This window comes from Kitasatospora sp. NPDC049258, from assembly GCF_040678895.1.
Classification (GTDB): Bacteria; Actinomycetota; Actinomycetes; order Streptomycetales; family Streptomycetaceae; genus Kitasatospora.
The window spans coordinates 11,092-31,253 of record NZ_JBFAQT010000061.1 but is presented as its reverse complement, the minus strand read 5'-3'; the positions used below and the strand labels follow the sequence as shown (position 1 = coordinate 31,253).

The 20,162-nt window shown below is 76.1% G+C and carries 2 protein-coding genes; both read right to left on the bottom strand.

Features of this window, described 5'->3' with window-relative positions; translation table 11 throughout:
- Nucleotides 1–3,803 (bottom strand): beta-ketoacyl synthase N-terminal-like domain-containing protein (locus AB0K43_RS29980; RefSeq protein ID WP_363645293.1); only part of this gene is annotated, 3,803 nt, incomplete at its 3' end.
- Between the two features lie 77 nt (nucleotides 3,804–3,880).
- Nucleotides 3,881–20,071, bottom strand: coding sequence for a type I polyketide synthase (locus AB0K43_RS29975; protein WP_363645291.1), 16,191 nt, complete (start codon nucleotides 20,069–20,071; stop codon nucleotides 3,881–3,883).
- Nucleotides 20,072–20,162: the final 91 nt, after the last annotated feature.

Here is a 20,162-nt window from a genome sequence, read left to right as displayed (position 1 = left end):
ACGAACACCAACCGGGAGCCCGCGAACCGCTCCTCCGCCAGCCAACCCTGGACAAGACCCAGCGCCCGCCCGACCTCGGCATGCACCTCACCACCGCCCAGCGGAACCACCACCACCGGCGGCACCTCCACCAACCCCGCCAGGCCCTCATCACCCAGCTCGACGAACGCCACCGGCTCGCCTGCCGCCACCGGCACCCACTCCACCCGGAACAACGAGTCCCGGCCGACCGAGTGGGCGCGGCGGGCGGTGACCGGGCGGACAACCAGGGCGCCGACCGAGGCGACCGGTGCGCCCTCCGGGTCGGCGACGGCCACCGAGAGCGACTCGTCGCCGGTGCGGGTCACCCGGACCCGCACCGAGGAGGCTCCGGCCGCGTGCAGGGAGACGTTCTCCCAGGAGAACGGGACGACGCCGCGGGTCATGCCGTTGACGGCGGTGACGTGCAGCGCGGCATCGAGCAGGGCGGGGTGCAGGCCGAACGCGGCTGCCTCGGCCTCGACCGGTTCGGGGAGGGACACCTCGGCGTAGACGGAGTCGCCCTGCCGCCAGGCGGCGCGCAGGCCCTGGAATGCCGGGCCGTAGTCGAACCCGCCGTCCGCCATGCCCTCGTAGAGGCCGGTCAGGTCGAGCCGCTCGGTGCCGCTCGGCGGCCACACCGAGGCGTCGAAGTCCGCGTCCTGCTCGCTGGTCGCGAGCGGACCGGCCGCCAGAGAGCCGGTCGCGTGCTGGACCCAGGCTCGGTCGGCGGCGCCCTCGGGCCGGGAGGAGATGCCGAACGGGCGGCGGCCCGCCTCGTCGGGCGCGCCGACGCGCAGCTGCAGCTGGATGCCCTCGGTCTCGGGCAGTACCAGCGGGGCCGCGAGGGTTAGCTCCTCGACCCGGTCGCAGCTGGCCTGGTCGGCCGCGTGGACGGCAAGCTCCAGGAAGGCGGTGCCCGGCAGCAGGGCGGCGCCCTGGATCACGTGGTCGGCCAGCCAGGGGTGGGTCTGGAGGGAGAGCCGGGAGGTGTACAACAGGCCTTCGGTGTCGGAGAGTTCGACTGCCGCGGTGAGCAGCGGGTGACCGGCGGCGGCCAGGCCGGCGGCGCTGAGGTCTCCGGTGGCGGCTGGGTTGGTACGGGGCCAGAAGCGCTGCCGCTGGAAGGCGTAGGTGGGCAGGTCGACCCGCCGGGCGCCGGAGTCGGTGAGCAGCGCGGGCCAGTCGACGGTGGCGCCGGCGGCGTACAGCTTGGCGAGGGCGGCGACTGCGGAGTCCTCCTCGCGCTGCCGGCGGCGGAGCAGCGAGGTGAGCAGCGCCGTGTCCTCGGTGAGCGACTCGGCCGCCATGGCCGACAGGACGGCGTCGGGGCCGAGTTCGAGGTAGCGGGTGACGCCTTCGGCCGCCAGGGTGCGGATGCCGTCGGCGAAGCGGACCGTCTCGCGGACGTGGCGGACCCAGTAGTCGGGGGTCAGGAGCTCGTCCCCGGCCACGGCACCGGTGAGGTTGGAGACGACGGAGAGGGTGGGGGCCTGGTAGGTGAGACCCGCCAGGACGGCCCGGAAGTCGTCCAGCATCGGGTCCATCAGCGGCGAGTGGAACGCGTGCGAGACCCGCAGGCGGGTCGTCTTCCGATCGGCGAAGTGCGCCTCGATCGCGGCGACAGCTGCCTCCGCACCCGACACCACCACCGACGACGGACCGTTCACGGCCGCGATCGACACCAACTCACCCATCAGCGGCCGGACTTCCTCCTCCGCTGCAGCAACGGCGAGCATCGCGCCACCGGACGGCAGCGCCTGCATCAACCGGCCCCGCGCCGCGACCAGCGCACACGCGTCCGCCAGCGAGAACACACCCGCCACGTACGCAGCGGCAACCTCGCCGATCGAGTGACCGGACACGAACTCCGCCCGCACACCGAGCGATTCGACCAGCCGGAACAGCGCCACCTCCACCGCGAACAACCCGGCCTGGGCACAGGCGGTCTGGTTCAGCGGCTCCTCGTCGGTCCCCCACACCACGTCCCGAAGCGGCTGCTCCAGCAGCCCGTCCAGCTCCGCGCACACCTCGTCGAAGGCAGCCGCGAACACCGGGAACCGGCCGTACAACTCCCGGCCCATACCCAGACGCTGCGAACCCTGGCCCGAGAAGAGGAAGACGTTGGTCCCGTTCCGGGCCGTGCCCTCGACGGCGCCGGGGGCTCCGGCCGCGAGGGCGGCCAGGCTGTGGCGGAGGGTCTGGTCGTCGATGCCGAGGACGACCGCGCGGTGGTCGAAGGCCGAGCGGGTCGTGGCGAGCGAGAGGGCGATGTCTGCCGGGCGGCCGGGCTGGGTGAGCAGGCGTTCGGCCTGGGCGCGGAGCGCGGGCGCGGTCTTCGCCGACAGCACCCACGGCAGTACCCGGGGGCCGGTCTCCTCCGCGGTTTCCTCGGCCGGCGCAGGCGCGGCGGCTTCGAGGATCACGTGTGCGTTGGTGCCGCTGATGCCGAAGGCCGAGACGGCCGCACGGCGCGGGCGGCCGGTCTCGGGCCAGGTCCGGGCCTCGGTGAGCAGTTCGACCGCGCCCGCCGTCCAGTCGACGTGCGAGGACGGCGCGTCCACGTGCAGGGTGGGCGGGAGGACGCCGTGCCGCAGCGCCTCGACCATCTTGATCACACCGGCCACGCCCGAGGCGGCCTGGGTGTGGCCGAGGTTGGACTTCAACGCGCCAAGAAACAGGGGGTGTTCGCGGTTCTGGCCGTAGGTGGCGAGAAGGGCCTGGGCCTCGATCGGGTCGCCGAGCATGGTACCGGTGCCGTGGGCCTCGACGGCGTCGACCTCGGCGGCGGCGAGGCGGGCGTTGGCGAGGGCGGCCCGGATGACGCGCTGCTGGGAGGGGCCGTTGGGGGCGGTGAGGCGGCTGCTGGCGCCGTCCTGGTTGACGGCGGTGCCGCGGATGACGGCGAGCACCGGGTGGCCGAGCCGGCGGGCGTCGGTGAGGCGCTCGACCAGCAGCAGGCCGGCGCCCTCGGCCCAGGAGGTGCCGTCGGCGGCCTCGGCGAAGGGCTTGCAACGGCCGTCGGGGGCCAGGCCGCGCTGGCGGGAGAACTCGGTGAACAGGCGGGTGGTCGGCATCACCGCGACGCCGCCCGCGAGGGCGAGCGAGCACTCGCCGGCCCGCAGCGAGCGGACGGCCAGGTGCAGGGCGACCAGGGCGGAGGAGCAGGCGGTGTCGACGGTGACGGCCGGGCCCTCCAGGCCGAGCGTGTAGGCGATCCGGCCGGAGAGCACGCTGACCGCGCCGCCGGTGAGCAGGTGGCCCTCGGTCTCCTCGGTCTGGCGGGCCAGCGAGCCGTAGTCGGTGTCGGCGCCGCCGACGAAGACGCCGGTGTCGGAGCCGCGCAGGGTGCCCGGGTCGATCCGGGCCCGTTCGACGGCCTCCCAGGCGGATTCGAGCAGCAGACGCTGCTGCGGGTCCATCGCGAGGGCCTCGCGCGGGGCGATGCCGAACAGGTCGGCGTCGAACTCGGCGACGGTGTCGAGGAACCCGCCGTGGCGGACGTAGCTCTTGCCGGGGGTGCCGGGGGTCGGGTCGTAGAGCGCTTCGGTGTCCCACCCGCGGTCGGCCGGCAGCTCGCCGATCGCGTCCGCGCCTTCGGCGACCAGCTGCCAGAGCTGCTCGGGCGAGGCGACGCCGCCGGGGTAGCGGCAGGCCATGCCGACGATGGCGATCGGCTCGCTGTCCCTGGCTTCGACGGACTCCAGGCGCAGCCTGGTCCGTTGGAGGTCCGCGGTGACCTTCTTGAGGTAGTCGCGGAGCTTGTCCTCGGAGGTGCTGGCCATGCGTGGGAAACCTCGCAGTTCGGAAGGGTGGTGCGGGTCGGCGGGCTGGCCCGGGGTGGGCCGGCCCGCGCTCGGGGTCAGGCGAGGCCGAGTTCCTGGTCGATGAGGGCGAACATCTCGTCGTCGGTGGAGTCGGAGAGGTCGGCGACGCGCGGCTCGGAGCCGGGCTCGCCGGAGGCGCCAGGGACACCGGCGGCGCCGGGCGCGTCGGGCGCGCCGCCGCCGTCGAGCCGGCGTTGCAGCGTCCGGAGGCGGGCCATCAGCCGGGCCCGGTCGCCGCCGTCCAGGCCGCCGCCCGCGATGGCCGATTCGAGGTCGTCGAGGCCGGTGAACAGCAGCTCGCCGGAGCTCTCCTCGCCCGCCGCACCGAGCAGTTCGCGCAGGTGGGCGGCGAGGGCGAGCGGCGAGGGGTGGTCGAAGATCGCGGTGGTGGGCAGGCGCAGCCCGGTCTCGGCGTTGAGCCGGTTGCGCAGTTCGACGGCGGTGAGCGAGGACATGCCGTGGTCGAGGAAGCCGCGTTCTGCCTCGATCGCCTCGGGCGTGCCGTGGCCGAGTACGGTGGCGACGTGACCGGCGATCAGGTCGAGCAGCAGCTTGTCCTGCTTGGCCTGGCTGAGCCCGGCGAGCCGCTCGCGGATGCCGTGGGCATCGCCGCCGTGCTCCGGCGTATCGGCCGCGGCCACCGGCCGGACCGGGCCGCGCCGGGCGGCGAGGCCGCGCAGCAGGGGCGTCGGGTCGGCCGAGCCGAGGGCCCGGAGGTCGAACCGGACGGGCACCAGGAGCGGGCGGTCGACCTCGGCCGCCGCGTCGAGCAGGGTGAGGCCTTGCTCGGCCGAGAGCGGCAGCATTCCGGAGCGCGCGAAGCGGGCGATGTCCACGTCGTCCAGCGTGGCCGTCATTTCACTGGATTCTCCCCAGTATCCCCACGCCAGCGCGACGCCCGGCCGGCCCTCCGTCCGGCGCCGGTGGGCGAGGGCGTCGAGGAAGGCGTTGGCGGCCGCGTAGTTGGCCTGGCCCATGCCGCCGGCCACCGAGGCGAAGGAGGAGAAGAGGACGAAGGCGGTGAGGTCGAGGTCACTGGTCAGTTCGTGCAGGTTCCAGGCCGCGTCGGCCTTTGGGCGCAGCACCTCGCCGATCCCGCTCTCGGTGAGGCTCTCCAGCAGGCCGTCCTGGAGCACGCCGGCCGCGTGCACGACACCGGTGAGCGGGTGCTCGGCCGGGACGGCGGCCAGCAGGTCGGCAAGCTGGGTGCGGTCGGCAGCGTCGCAGGCGGCGACGGTCACCTCGGCGCCGAGCGCGGCGAGTTCGGCCCGCAGCGCCTCGGCGCCGGGGGCGGCCGGGCCGCGCCGGCCGGTGAGCAGCAGGTGGCGGACGCCGTGGCGGGTGATCAGGTGGCGGGCGACCAGGGCGCCGAGGGTGCCGGTGCCGCCGGTGATCAGGACGGTGCCCTCGGTGTCCCAGTGGTGCAGCGGCCGGGCCGCCCGCTCGGTGACCGGCCGGAGTCGGGGAGCGAGCAGGCGGCCGTTCCGGACGGCGAGTTGGGGCTCCTCGAGGACAGCGAGGGCGGTGGCGAGCGCGGCCTCGGACTGCTCCTCACCGTCCAGGTCGATCAGCAGGAACCGGCTGGGGTTCTCGGTCTGCGCGGAGCGGACCAGGCCCTGGATGGCGGCCTGGGCGAGCTCGGGTGCGGCCTCCTGGGGGTCGGTCTGGACGGCGCTGCGGGTGAGCAGCGCCAGGCGGGAGCCGGCCAGCCGGGGTTCGGCGAGCCAGTCGCGGAGCAGGGCGTGGGTGTGGGTGACGGCGTGGTGGGTGGCGCCGACCGGGTCGCCGTCAATAGCAGGAACGCGCAGCAGAACGGTGTCGGGGGCGGGCGCGCCACTGTCGAGGGCGGCGAGCAGGGCGGGCAGGTCAGGGTAGGTGCCGCCGGGGCCGAGGGTGGTCCACGGGCGCGCGGTCGGGCCCGGGTCGACCGGGGTCCAGTCGACCTGGTGGAGGGGTGCGGCCTCCGTCCGGATGAGCTCACCGGCCTCGACGGGCCTTACGGTGACGGCCTCGGCGGTCAGGACCAGGGCTCCGGCGGGGTCGGTGGCGGTGAGGGCGAGGGTGCCGTCGGGGGCCGGGGTGAGCCGGGCCCGGAGGCGGGCGGCGCCGGTGGCGTGCAGGGTGACGCCGCGCCAGGCGGTGGGCAGGCCGGGTTCGGCGGCGGCCGGGTGGGCGGCAAGCAGGGTCTGCAGCAGCGCCGGGTGCAGACGGTGCTCGCCGGCCGTGGCCCGGTCGGGCTCGGGCAGGGCCAGTTCGGCGAGGGTCTCCGCGCCGAACTGCCAGGCGGCGCGGACGGTGCGGTGCAGCGGGCCTGCCTGCTGCCCGTGCTCGGTCAGGCGGGCGTACAGCGTCTCGGGGTCGATCGGCTGGGCGCCCGGCGGCGGCCAGGCCTCGGTGGCACGGCCGGCGGGTGCCGGGCGGGCCGGGGCGAGGGTGCCGGTGGCGTGCAGGGTCCACGGGGTCCGCTCGTCGGCGCCGGTGGGCCGGGCGTGCACGGTGAGCGGGCGGCGCCCGGCCTGGTCGGGGGCGCCGACGGCGAGTTGGAGGTCGGCGCCGGTCTCGCCGGGCAGCGCGAGCGGGAGGAGTTCGGTGAGCTCCTCGACGGTCGGGCAGCCGGCCTCGTCGCCGGCCCGGACGGCCCATTCGAGCAGGGCGGTGCCGGGTACGACGGCGGCGCCGTGCACCTGGTGCTCGGCCAGCCAGCGGTGGGCGCCGGGGGCGGTCCGGCCGCTCAGCAGGACGGTGTCCTGCCCGGCCGGGCGCAGCGTGGTGTCCAGGCCGGCCGGGTCGGCGGGCCTGGCCCGGTCGGTGCTGGGGGTGAGCCAGTAGCGCTGCCGCTGGAAGGCGTAGGTGGGCAGGTCGACCGGGCGGCCGCCCGCGACGGCGCCGGACCAGTCGATCCGGACTCCGCGTACGTGCGCCTCGGCGAGCGAGGTGAGCAGGCGGTCCTGCCCGCCGTCCTGGCGGCGGACCGAGCCGAGCACCACGGCGTTCGCCTCGGCGTCGGCGGCGGTGTCCTCGACGGCCATGGTGAGCACCGGGTGCGGGCTGCACTCGACGAAGGCGTCGTGGCCCTGGCCGAGCAGCGCCCGGACGGACTCCTCCAGGCGGACGGTCTGCCGCAGGTTGCGGTACCAGTAGGCGGCGTCCAGTTCGGTCGCGCCGAGCCAGTCGGCGGTGACGGTGGAGAAGAACGGGATCCGGGGCTCCTGGGTGCGCAGCCCGGCGAGTTCGGCGAGCAGGGTCTGTTCGATCCGCTCGACCTGGGCGGAGTGCGAGGCGTAGTCGACGGGGACGCGCTTGGCGCGCACGCCCTCGCGCTCGCACTCGGCGAGCAGCTCCGCCAGCGCGTCCGGATCGCCGGAGACCACCACGGAGCCCGGGCCGTTGGCGGCGGCGACCGAGATCCGGCCGTCGTGCCGTTCGATCCGGGCGGCGACCTCGGCGGGGGCGGCGGCGACGGAGACCATGCCGCCGTGGCCGGAGAGGCCGGCGGCGATGGCCTGGCTGCGCAGGGCGACCACCTTGGCGGCGTCGGCCACCGAGAGGGCGCCGGCCACGCAGGCGGCGGCGATCTCGCCCTGGGAGTGGCCGAGCACGGCGGCGGGTTCGACCCCGAACGAGCGCCAGAGCTCGGCGAGGCCGACCATCACGGCCCACAGGGCGGGCTGGGCGACGTCGACCCGCTCCAGGCTCGGGGCGCCGGGCTCGCCGCGCAGCACGGCGGTCAGCGACCAGTCGGTGTGCGGGGCGAGGGCCTGCTCGCACTCGGCGATCTTCGCGGCGAACACCGTTGCGGTGTCGAGCAGTTCGGTGCCCATGCCGGCCCACTGGGAGCCCTGGCCAGGGAAGACCAGGACGGTCTTGCGGCCCCGGTCGGCGGCGTGCCGTCCGGTGACCAGACCGGGGGCGGGGCTGCCCTCGGCGAGGGCGGTGAGCGCCGTGCGGAGCGCCTCGGGCGTGCTGCCGACCACCACCGCGCGGTGGTCGAGCAGGGCCCGGCCGGTGGCGAGCGCGTGGGCGAGGGCGAGAGGGTCGGCGGCGGTACGGCCGACGTGGTCGAGCAGGGCGCGGGCCTGGCCGCGCAGCGCCTCGGCGGTGCGGGCGGAGAGCAGCCAGGGCACCGGCCGACCGGTGTCGGCGGCGGGTGCGGGCTCCGGCTCGTCGTCCGGGGCCTGCTCCAGGATGACGTGGGCGTTGGTGCCGCTCAGGCCGAAGGAGGAGACGCCGGCCCGGCGCGGGCGGCCGGTCTCCGGCCAGGCCCGGGCCTCGGTGAGCAGCTCGACGGCGCCGGCCGTCCAGTCGACGTGGCTGGTGGGGCGGTCGATGTGCAGCGACTTCGGGAGCTGGCGGTGGCGCAGCGCGAGCACGGTCTTGAGCACCCCGGCGACGCCGGCGGCGGCCTGGGTGTGGCCGAGGTTGGACTTCACCGAGCCGAGCAGCAGCGGGAGTTCGCGCTCCTGGCCGTAGGTGGCGAGCAGCGCCTGGGCCTCGATCGGGTCGCCGAGGCGGGTGCCGGTGCCGTGCGCCTCGACGGCGTCGACGTCGCTCGGGGTGAGCCCGGCGTCGGCCAGGGCCTGGCGGATCACCCGCTGCTGGGCGGGGCCGTTGGGGGCGGAGAGGCCGTTGGAGGCGCCGTCCTGGTTGACGGCGGTGCCCCTGATCACGGCGAGCACCCGGTGGCCGTTGCGCCGGGCGTCGGAGAGCCGCTCGACCAGCAGCAGGCCGACGCCCTCGGCGAAGCCGGTGCCGTCGGCGGCGTCCGCAAACGGCTTGGAGCGGCCGTTGCCGGCCAGGCCGCGCTGGCGGGCGAAGTCGACCAGGATCATCGGCGAGGACATCACGGTGACGCCGCCGGCCAGCGCGAGCGAGCACTCGCCGCCGCGCAGCGCCCGCACCGCGAGGTGCAGCGCGACCAGTGAGGAGGAGCAGGCGGTGTCGACGGTGACGGCCGGGCCCTCCAGGCCGAGCGTGTAGGAGACGCGGCCGGAGACCACGCTCACCGCGTTGCCGGTGTTGACGTAGGCGGTGGCCTCCTCGGGGATGTGCGCGACCTGGTCCAGGTAGTCGCTGGAGGAGAGGCCGGCGAAGACGCCGGTGGCGCTGCCGCGCAGCGTCCTCGGGTCGATACCGGCGCGCTCCACGGCCTCCCAGGCGGTTTCGAGCAGCAGCCGCTGCTGCGGGTCCATGGCGAGCGCCTCGTGCGGGCTGATGCCGAAGAAGGCGGCGTCGAAGCCGGTGGCGTCCTGGAGGAAGCCGCCCTCCCTGGTACGGGAGGAGTCGGGGTGCTCGGGTACGTCCTCGTACAGCCGGTCGAGGTCCCAGCCGCGGTCGGTGGGGAAGCCGGCCACCGCGTCGGTGCCGGTGGCGAGCAGCGTCCAGAGGTCCTCGGGCGAGCGGACGCCGCCGGGGTAGCGGCAGGCCATGCCGACGATGGCGATCGGCTCGTCGGCGGCAGCCGTTGCGGTGGTCACCTCGGTGGCGGCGGGGCCGTCGGAGAGCTCGGCGGCCAGGTGGTCGGCGAGTTCGGCCGGGGTCGGGTAGTCGAAGACCAGGGTCGCGGAGAGCCGCAGGCCGGTGGCGCCGGTGAGACGGTTACGCAGTTCGACGGCGGTGAGCGAGTCGAAGCCGAGGTCGCGGAAGGCCCGGGTGGCGTGCACCGCCTCGGCGGAGCCGTGGCCGAGCACGGCGGCGGCGTGGCCGCCGACCAGGTCGAGCAGCCGGGCCCGACGCTCGGCGTCGCCGAGCACGGCGAGGCGCTCGCGCAGGCCGCCGGCGGTCACCGTGTTGTCGACGGTGCGGCGGGCGGTGCTGCGCACCAACGCGCGCAGCAGGGCGGGCAGTTCGGCCGGGCGGCGGGTGCGCAGCACGGCGGTGTCGAGCCGGACGGGCACCAGCAGGGCGCGGTGCGCGGTGAGCGCGGCGTCGAACAGGGCCAGGCCGTCCGGGGTGCTGAGGGTCAGCGCGCCGGAGTCCTTGGCGCGGGCCCGGTCGGTCTCGCCGAGGTGGCCGGTCATCGCGCTGGCCTGGGCCCACAGGCCCCAGGCCAGCGCGGTGCCCGGCAGGCCGCCGGCCCGGCGGTGCTGGGCCAGCGCGTCCAGGTAGGCGTTGGCGGCCGCGTAGTTGCCCTGCCCCGGCGAGCCGAACACGCCGGCCGCCGAGGAGAAGAGCACGAAGTCCGCAAGATCCTGACTGCACGTCAGCTCGTGCAGGTGGTGGGCGGCGTCGGCCTTGGGCCGCAGGGTGCTGCGCAGCCGCTCGGGGGTGAGCGAGCCGATCACGCCGTCGTCGAGCACCCCGGCGGCGTGCACCACGGCGGTCAGCGGGTGCTCGGCCGGGACGGCGGCGAGCAGCGCGGCGGCGGCCGTACGGTCGGCCAGGTCGCAGGCGGTGACGGTGACGTCGGCGCCGAGCGCGGTCAGCTCGGCGTGCAGTTCCTCGGCGCCGGGGGCGGCGGGGCCGCGCCGGCTGGTGAGCAGCAGGTGCCGGACGCCGCGCTCGGCGACCAGGTGGCGGGCGAGCGCGCCGCCGAGTTCGCCGGTGCCGCCGGTGATCAGTACGGTGCCCCCGGTGTCCCAGGCGTGCGGCACGGTGAGCACCACCTTGCCGGTGTGCCGGGCCTGCGCCATGTGGCGGAAGGCCTCGCGGGCGTGCGTGACGTCCCAGCAGGTGAGCGGCAGCGGCTGGAGGGCGCCCTGCTCGAAGAGGCGGACCAGTTCGGTCAGCATCCGCTGGATCCGCTCGGGCCCGGCCTCGATGAGGTCGAACGCCCGGTAGCGCACGCCCGGGTGCCCGGCCGCGACGGTCTCGGCCTCGCGGACGTCGGTCTTGCCCATCTCGACCAGCCGGCCGCCGGGGCCGAGCAGCCGCAGCGAGGCGTCGACGTACTCCCCCGCGAGGGAGTTGAGCACCACGTCCACGCCCCGGCCGCCGGTCGCGGCGCGGACCCGGCCCTCGAAGTCGAGGCTGCGGGAGGAGGAGATCCGCCCGTCGGGGAGGCCGTCGGCGCGCAGCAGGTGCTGCTTGGGCTCGCTCGCCGTGGCGTGCACCTCGGCGCCCCAGAGCCGGGCCAGCTGGGTGGCGGCCATGCCGACGCCGCCGGTCGCGGCGTGGATCAGCACGTGCTCGCCCGCCTGGAGGCCGGCCAGGTCGCGCAGCGCGTACCAGGCGGTGAGGAAGACCACCGGCACGGAGGCGGCCTGGGCGTACGTCCAGCCGCGCGGGATCCGGGTGAGCACCTGGTGCTCGGCGACGGCGTGGGTGCCGAAGCTGCCGGGCACCATGCCCATCACCCGGTCTCCGGGGGTGAATTCGGTGACGCCGGGACCGACTTCGCGGACCACGCCGGCCGCCTCGGAGCCGAGGAAGCGCGCGCCGCCCGGGTACATGCCGAGCGCGTTGAGCACGTCGCGGAAGTTCAGGCCCGCCGCCCGGACCTCGATCCGGACCTCGCCGGGGGCGAGCGGCTCGGCGGCGTCGGGGCTGGGCAGCAGTTCGAGCCGCTCGACGATGCCCTTCTCCCGGATGTCCAGCCGCCAGGGCGCGGCGGGCACGGCCAGCGCCTCGGCGGTGTGCTGCCGGGCCAGCCTCGGGGCGTGCACCACGCCGTGGCGCAGGGCGAGTTGGGGCTCATCCAGGGCGAGAGCGGCGGGCAGCGCCCGCCAGGAGGCCGGGTCGGTGTCGAGGTCGGCCAGGGTGAGGCGGCCGGGGTGCTCGCTCTGCGCGGAGCGCACCAGGCCGCGAGCGGCGGCGCCGTCCAGGTCGGTGACGTCGCCACCGCTCTCGGCGGCGACGGCCCGGCTGGTCAGCACCACCAGGCGCGGCCGGTCCTCGGCGAGCCACTCCTGCAGCACGGCGAGGGTGTGCTCGACGGCGCCGGGCCCGCCGACGGGCAGCAGCACGAGCTCGGCGTCGGCCGGGAGCTCGGCGACGGTGTCGTGGGCGGTCAGCGTGATGCCCGCCTCGGCCAGGGCCGGGGCCTGCGCGGGGGCGGCGCCGAGCACGGCCCAGCGGGCCGGGGCGGCCTCGCCGAGCGGCAGGGCGGGCCAGTCGAGGTGGAACAGCGCCTCGCGGGCCACGGCGGCGACCGGGTCGAGGGTGCCCTCGGCGGCCGGGCGGACGGCGAGCGAGGCGATCTCGGCGACCGGGCGGCCGCCCTGGTCGGCCATCAGGACGGAGACCGCGTCGGCACCGGCGGGCGCCAGGCTGACCCGCAGTGCGGTGGCCCCGGCGGCGTGCAGCGCGACGCCGGTCCAGGAGAACGGCATACCGGGGCGCCCGTCCCGCCGGCGCAGCGGGCCGAGGCCGGCCGCGTGCAGGGCGGCGTCCAGCAGCGCCGGGTGCAGGCCGTAGCGGGCCGCCTCGGCGCGCACCGGCTCGGGCAGTTCGACCTCGGCGTGCACCTCCTCGCCGAGCCGCCAGGCGGCCCGCACGCCCTGGAACGCCGGGCCGTAGCCGTAGCCGTCGGCGGCGATCGCCGGGTAGAACCCGCTGACGTCGAGCGGCTCGGCGCCGACCGGCGGCCAGGCGGGGGCGGCCGGGGCCGGCTCCGTGTCGGCGGCGCCGACCCGGCCGGTGGCGTGGCAGGTCCACTCCTGGTCGGCCGGCGCCCCGGCGGGGCGGGTGTGCACGGCGACCGGCCGCAGCCCGGCCTCGTCCGGGGCGGTGATCTCGATCTGCACCTGGACCGTGCCGCGCTCGGGCATCAACACCGGTGCGTGCAGGGTGAGTTCCTCGATCCGGCCGCAACCGAGCTCGTCCCCGGCCCGGATCACAGCCTCCACCAGCGCGGCGCCGGGCACCACCAGGGTGCCGGCCACGGCGTGGTCGGCCAGCCACGGCTGGGTGCGGACCGACCAGCCGGCTGTGGCCACCACGCCGTCGCCCTGGGCGAGGTGCACGGCGGCGCCGAGCAGCGGGTGGCCCGGGGCAGCGAGACCGGCCGAGGCCAGGTCGGCGCCCCCACCGCCCGGCTGCGGCCAGTAGCGGCGGCGCTGGAACGCGTAGGTGGGCAGCTCGACCCGGCGGGCGCCGGTGCCGGCGAAGAACAGCTCCCAGTCGACCCGGGCGCCGTAGCAGCGGGCCTCGGCCAGCGAGAGCAGGAAGCGGGCGGGGCCGCCCTCGGCGCGGCGCAGCGTGCCGGTCGCGGCGGCGGGCAGTCCGGTGGAATCGATGGTCTCCTGGATGCCGGTGCAGACCACCGGGTGCGGGCTGACCTCGACGAACACCCGGTGTCCGGCGGCCAGCAGGGCACGGGTGGCCTGCTCGAACTCGACCGTGCCGCGCAGGTTCCGGTACCAGTACCCGGCGTCCAGCGCGGTGGTGTCCAGCAGCTCGCCGGTGACGGTGGAGCAGAACGGCACCTGCGCGGCGCGCGGCGTGATCGGCGCCAGCACCTCGGCGAGCTCCCGCTCGATCCGCTCGACCTGGGCGGAGTGCGAGGCGTAGTCGACCGGCACCCGGCGGGCCCGTACGCCGTCCGCCTCGCACGCGGCGAGCAGCTCGGCCAGCGCCTCGGGCTCGCCGGAGACCACCACGGAGCTCGGCCCGTTGACGGCCGCCACCGAGATCCGCTCGCCCCACGGCTCGATCCGCCCGCGCACCTCGGCCACCGGCCTGGCCACCGAGACCATGCCGCCGCGCCCGGCCAGCGCGGTGATCGCCTTGCTGCGCAGCGCCACCACCCGGGCGGCGTCGTCCAGCGAGAGCGCGCCGGCCACGCAGGCGGCGGCGATCTCGCCCTGCGAGTGCCCGAGCACGGCGGCCGGCTCGACCCCTCGCGAGCGCCACAGCTCGGCCAGCGCGACCATCACCGCGAACAGCACCGGCTGCACCACGTCCACCCGGTCCAGGCCCGGCGCACCCTCCTCGCCGCGCAGCACCGGCAGCAGCCGCCAGTCGGTGTACGGCGCGAGCGCCTGCGCGCACTCCGCGATCCGGGCGGCGAACACCGGCTCGCTGTCGAGCAGTTCGAGTGCCATCCCCTCCCACTGCGAGCCCTGTCCGGGGAAGACGAACACCACGTCCGAGTCGCCCTCGCACCGGCCCTCCCGGACGACGGGCGAGGCCTCCCCCGCGCCGAGCGCCGCCAGCGCGGTCGCCAGCTCCTCCCGGTCGGCGGCGAGCACGGCGGCCCGGTGGTCCATCCCGGTACGGCTGGTGGCGAGCGAGTACGCGAGGTCGGCGAGCCCGACCTCCGACGTGCCCAGCCACTCCGCCAAACGGGCGGCCTGCGCCCGCACGGCCTCGGGGCTCTTACCGGCGAGCACCATCGGCAGCGGCGCCCTGGCAGCCCCGGCGTGCGCGGGCGCCGGTGTCTCCACCGACTCCAGGATCACGTGCGCGTTCGTCCCGCTCACGCCGAAGGACGACACACCCGCGCGGCGCGGCCGGCCGGTCTCCGGCCACGGCGTCGGCTCGGCGATCAGCTCCACCGCTCCCGCCGACCAGTCGACCTGACCGGACGACTCGTCGAGGTGCAGGGTGCGGGGCAGCAGCCCGTGCCGCATCGCCAGCACCATCTTCATCACGCCGGCGACGCCCGCCGCCGCCTGGGTGTGGCCGATGTTGGACTTGACCGCGCCCAGCAGCAGCGGGAGTTCACGCTCCTGCCCGTAGGTCGCGAGCACGGCCTGAGCCTCGATCGGGTCGCCGAGCCGGGTACCGGTGCCGTGCGCCTCGACCACGTCGACCTGGTCGGGCGTCAGCCCAGCGTCGGCCAGGGCGCGGCGGATCACCCGCTGCTGGGACGGGCCGTTGGGGGCGGTCAGGCCGTTGGAGGCGCCGTCCTGGTTGACGGCGCTGCCGCGCAGCACCGCCAGTACGGGGTGGCCGAGCCGCTCGGCGTCGGAGAGCCGCTCGACCAGCAGCAGCCCGGCGCCCTCGGCCCATCCGGTGCCGTCGGCGCTGTCGGCGAACGGCTTGCAGCGGCCGTCCGGAGCCAGACCGCGCTGGCGGGAGAACTCGACGAAGACGCCCGGGGTGGACATCACGGTGACGCCGCCGGCCAGGGCCATCGTGCACTCGCCGCGTCGCAGCGACTGGGCGGCCAGGTGCAGCGCGACCAGCGAGGAGGAGCAGGCGGTGTCGACCGTGACGGCCGGGCCCTCCAGGCCGAAAGCGTAGGAGAGCCGGCCGGAGACCACGCTCGCGGCGTTGCCGGTCATCAGGTGGCCGGCCACTTCCTCCCGGGCTGAGCCGAGCAGCTGCTGGTAGTCCTGGAAGTTGGAGCCGACGAAGACGCCGGTGGCGCTGCCGCGCAGCGCGTCCGGGGCGATCCCGGCCCGCTCGACCACCTCCCAGGCGGTTTCGAGCAGCAGCCGCTGCTGCGGGTCCATCGCGAGCGCCTCGCGCGGCGAGATCCCGAAGAAGTCGGCGTCGAACTCGGCCAACCCGGTGACGAATCCGCCCTGGTCGACGTAGCTGGTGCCCTGGTGGTCCGGGTCGGGGTCGAAGAGGCCGTCGGTGTCCCAGCCGCGGTCGGCGGGGAAGTCGCTGATCGCGTCGCCGCCCTCGGCGAGCAGCCGCCAGAAGTCCTCCGGCGTGTTGGCACCGCCGGGCAGCCGGCAGGCCATCGCGACGATGGCGATCGGCTCGTCGGCACTGACCGTCGCCACTGTCTGCACCGACTCCGGTGCATCGCCGAGCAGTTCGGTGCGCAGGTGGTCGGCGACGGCGGCCGTGGTGGGGTGGTCGAACAGCAGGGTGGCGGGCAGCCGCAGGCCGGTGACGGCCGTCAGGCGGTTGCGCAGCTCGACCGCTGTCAGCGAGTCGAAGCCCAGCTCGCGGAAGGCCCGGGCGGCGTCGATGCCGCCCGGCGTGGCGTGCCCGAGCACCCGGGCCACCTCGGCCCGGACCAACTCGACCAGCAACCGGGCCTGCTCGGCCGCCGGACGCCCGGCCAGCCGCTCGCGCAGCGGCGAGCCGTCCAGTGCCGGGGCGGGCTGGGCGGCCGCGCGGCGCAGCTCCGGGAGGTCACCGATCAACGGGAGCGGCCGGACCGCGGTGAGCGCGGGAGCGAGCACGGACCAGTCCAGGTCGGCGACGGTCAGCACCGGCTCGCCGGAGGCGACGGCCTGCTGGAGGGCGGCGATCGCCCGCTCGGGGTCCATCGGGGTGAGCCCCCCGCGCTTGGCCCGGTCGGCGGCCACCGCGCTGTCGCCCGCCATGCCGCCGCCCGCCCAGGGACCCCAGGCCACCGAGGTGACGGGCAGTCCGGCGTGGCGGCGCTGCTCGGCCAGTGCGTCCAAGTAGGCGTTCGCGGCCGCGTAGTTGGCCTGGCCGGGGTTGCCGAGCACGCCGGTGATCGAGGAGAACAGCACGAACAGGTCGAGGTCGTACGCGCGGGTGAGCTCGTCCAGGTGCCGGGCGGCAACGGCCTTGGCCCGCAGCACAGCGTCGAAGCGGCCCGCGTCCAGGGTCTCCAGCAGGCCGTCGTCCAGCCCCCCGGCGGCATGCACCACACCGGTCAGCGGCCGCTCGGCGGGCAGGCCGGCCAGCAGCGCGGCGAGCGCCTCGCGGTCGGCGGCGTCGCAGGCGGCGACGGTGGCCGTCACGCCCGCCTCGGCCAGTTCGGCGACCAGCTCGGCCGCGCCCTCGGCGCCCGCGCCCCGGCGGCTGGTGAGCAGCAGGTGCTCGGCCCCGGCGGCGGCCAGCCAGCGGGCCACGTGCGCGCCGAGCGCGCCGGTGCCGCCGGTGACCAGGACGGTGCCGCGCGGCGCCGCCCAGCCCTCGGGGGCGGCGATCCCGGGCGCGCGGGTCAGCCGGCGGGCGTGGGCGCCGGAGCCGCGCAGCGCCAGCTGGTCATCGGCCGGGCCGGCGAGCAGCGCGGCGAGCCGGGCGGCCGTCCGGCCGTCGGGGGCGGTCGGCAGATCGGCCAACCCGCCCCAGCGATGCGGGAGTTCCAGCGCGGCCGTCCGGCCCAGGCCCCACAGCTGCGCCTGCCCGGGGGCGGTGACGGCATCCGTACGGTCGACGGCGACGGCGCCCTGGGTCAGGCACCAGAGCCGGGCCCCGCCCCCGACCGTCTCCAGCGCGTGCAGCAGCTCCACGGTGGCGGCAAGCGCGGCGGGCACGGCGGGGTGCTCGGGGTGCGGCCGCTCGTCCAGGGCCAGGAACGAGATCACCCCGGCATATGGCTCCTCGACGCGGAGCAGCTCGGCGATCGCGGCCCGGTCGAGTGCCTCGGCGGCGGTCGGCGTCAGCCGGTCGATCCGCAGGCCCCGGGCGGCGAGCGCCTCGACCACCGGCCCGGCCGCGGTCGCGTCCTCGGGCAGCACGGCCAGCCAGCGCCCGGCCGGGACGGCCTCGGCCGAGCTCGTGAGCGGCACCCAGGTGGTCCGGTAGGTCCAGCCATCCAGGGCGGTCCGCAGCCGACGCCCCGCGCGCCAGTTCGCGAGCACCGGGAGCAACTGGTCGAGCGAGTTCTCGGTGGCCTCCTCGGCGATGCCGAGCGCGGCGGCGGCCGAGCCCAGCTCGCCAGCCTCCACCGCCGCCCAGAACGCCTCCTCCGCCGGGTCGGCGGCGAACCGGCCGACCGGGGTGTGGGTCTCGATCGTGGGCAGCCAGTACCGCTGCCGCTGGAAGGCGTAGGTGGGCAGCTCGACGGCGCGGGCGCCCTCACAGAGTGCGGCCCAGTCCACCGACCCGCCGCGGGCGTGCAGGGCGGCCACGCCCGCCAGTAGGGTGGCCTCCTCCGGCCGGTTCCGGCGCAGCGCCGGGACGAACACCGAGCCCTCGCCCGCCGACTCCGGTCCGACTGCCGACAGCACGGCGTCGGGGCCGAGTTCGAGGTAGCGGCCGACGCCCAGGCCGTCCAGCGTACGGATGCCGTCGGCGAGCCGGACGGTCTCCCGGACGTGCCGGACCCAGTACTCGGGCGTGCACAGCTCGTCGCCGGCCACCGACCCGGTGAGGTTGGAGACCACGGGGATCGAGGGCTCGCGGTACTCCAGACCCGCCAGCCCTGCCCGGAACTCCGCCAGCATCGGCTCCATCAGGGGCGAGTGAAACGCGTGCGAGACCCGCAGGCGGGTCGTCTTCCGGTCGGCGAAGTGCGTCTCGATCGCGGCTACGGCTGCCTCCGCACCCGAGACGACGAGCGATGACGGACCGTTCACGGCCGCGATCGACACCAAGTCACCCAGCAGTGGCAGGACTTCGTCCTCAGCGCCCTGCACCGCGAGCATCGCGCCACCGGCCGGCAGCGCCTGCATCAGCCGACCCCGGGCCGCGACCAGCGCACAGGCGTCCGCCAGCGAGAACACACCCGCCACGTAGGCGGCCGCGACCTCGCCGATCGAGTGCCCGGACACGAACTCCGGCCGGAAACCCCAGGATTCGACCAGGCGGAACAGCGCGACCTCGACCGCGAACAGCCCCGCCTGGGCGTTGGCGGTCTGGTTCAGCACCTCGTCCGAGGAGCCCCACACCACGTCCCGCAGCGGCTGCTCCAGCAGCCCGTCCAGCTCCGCGCACACCTCGTCGAAGGCCTTCGCGAAGACCGGGTACCGGCCGTACAACTCCCGCCCCATGCCCAGCCGCTGCGAACCCTGCCCCGAGAACAGGAACGCCGTCGAGCCCTCCCCCACGGCCCCGTCGACCAGGCCATCGGCCGGTTCGCCCGCCGCCAGGGCGTCGAGTGCGGCCAGCCGGCCAGCGGTCGTGGCGCCGAGCACGACGGCGCGGTGGTCCAGCTCGGTCCGGGTGGTGGCCAGCGAGAACGCGATGTCCTCCGCCGCCAGGTCCTCGTGCGTCCGCAGGTGGGCCGCCAGCCGGACGGCCTGCTCGCGCAGGGCCGGCTCGGACTTCGCCGAGAGGGCCCAGGGCAGCAGCCCGGCGGCCGGGGTACGAACCGGGAGCTCCGCTGCGGGCGCCTCCTCCAGGATGACGTGGGCGTTGGTGCCGCTGACGCCGAAGGAGGAGACCGCGGCGCGCCGGGGCCAGGGGTTGGCCGGCCACGCGGTCTGCTCGGCGAGCAGGGCGGCCGAGCCGGTCGACCAGTCGACGTGCGGGGTGGGCGCGTCCAGGTGCAGGGTGGCCGGCAGCAGGCCGTGCCGCATCGCGAGGACCGCCTTGATCACGCCCGCGACGCCGGAGGCCGCCTGGGTGTGGCCGGTGTTGGACTTCAACGCCCCGATCAGCAGCGGGTGTTCGCGGTCCTGGCCGTAGGTGGCGAGCAGCGCGTGGGCCTCGATCGGATCGCCGAGGCGAGTGCCGGTGCCGTGCGACTCGACCACGTCGACCTCGGCGGCGGGCACTCCGGCGTCGGCCAGCGCACTGCGGATCACCCGCTGCTGCGAGGGGCCGCTCGGGGCGGTCAGGCCGTTGGAGGCGCCGTCCTGGTTGACCGCGCTGCCGCGGACCACGGCGAGCACGGGGTGGCCGAGCCGCTCGGCGTCGGAGAGCCGCTCGACCAGCAGCATGGCGGCGCCCTCGCTCCACGCGGTGCCGTCGGCGGCGGCGGCGAACGGCTTGCACCGCCCGTCGGCGGCCAGCCCGCCCTGCCGGGCGAACTCGTCGAACATCTGCGGGGTGGACATCACGGTGACGCCGCCGGCCAGCGCCATCGTGCACTCGCCCCGGCGCAGCGACTGCACGGCGAGGTGCAGGGCGACCAGTGAGGAGGAGCAGGCGGTGTCGACGGTGAGCGCCGGGCCCTCCAGGCCGAGGGTGTACGAGATCCGGCCGGAGGCGACGCTGACGGTGTTGCCGGTCAGCAGGTGGCCGGCCACCTCCTCGGCGCGGCGCGAGGCGGCGTCGTAGCCGCCGTGGCCGGTGCCGACGAAGACGCCGGTGCGGGTGCCGTGCAGCGACTGCGGGAGGATCCCGGCCCGCTCGACCGCCTCCCAGGCGGTCTCCAGCATCAGCCGCTGCTGCGGGTCCATCGCGAGCGCCTCGCGCGGCGAGATCCCGAAGAAGGCGGGGTCGAACTCGGCGGCCTCGTGCAGGAATCCGCTCGCCCGGGCCGGGGCGGCCACCGAGCCGAACAGCGCGTCGAGGTCCCAACCACGGTCGGCGGGGAAGGCGGAGACGGCGTCCACGCCGTCCCGCACGAGCTCCCACAGCTGCTCGGGGCTGTGCACCCCGCCGGGGAGCCGGCAGGCCATCCCGACGATCGCGATCGGCTCCCGGCTCTGCTCGTGCACCTCGCGCAGCTGCTCGCGTGTCTCGTGAAGGTCCGCGATGGCCCGCTTCAGGTAGCCGCGGAGCTTCTCCTCGTTCGACATCGGGCTGTCAACCTCTCGGGTGGCTTGCCGGGTACGCCGGTCGGGCAGGACCGACCCGTTTCCCGCCCAGTCTGGCCAGCGACGGCCCCGG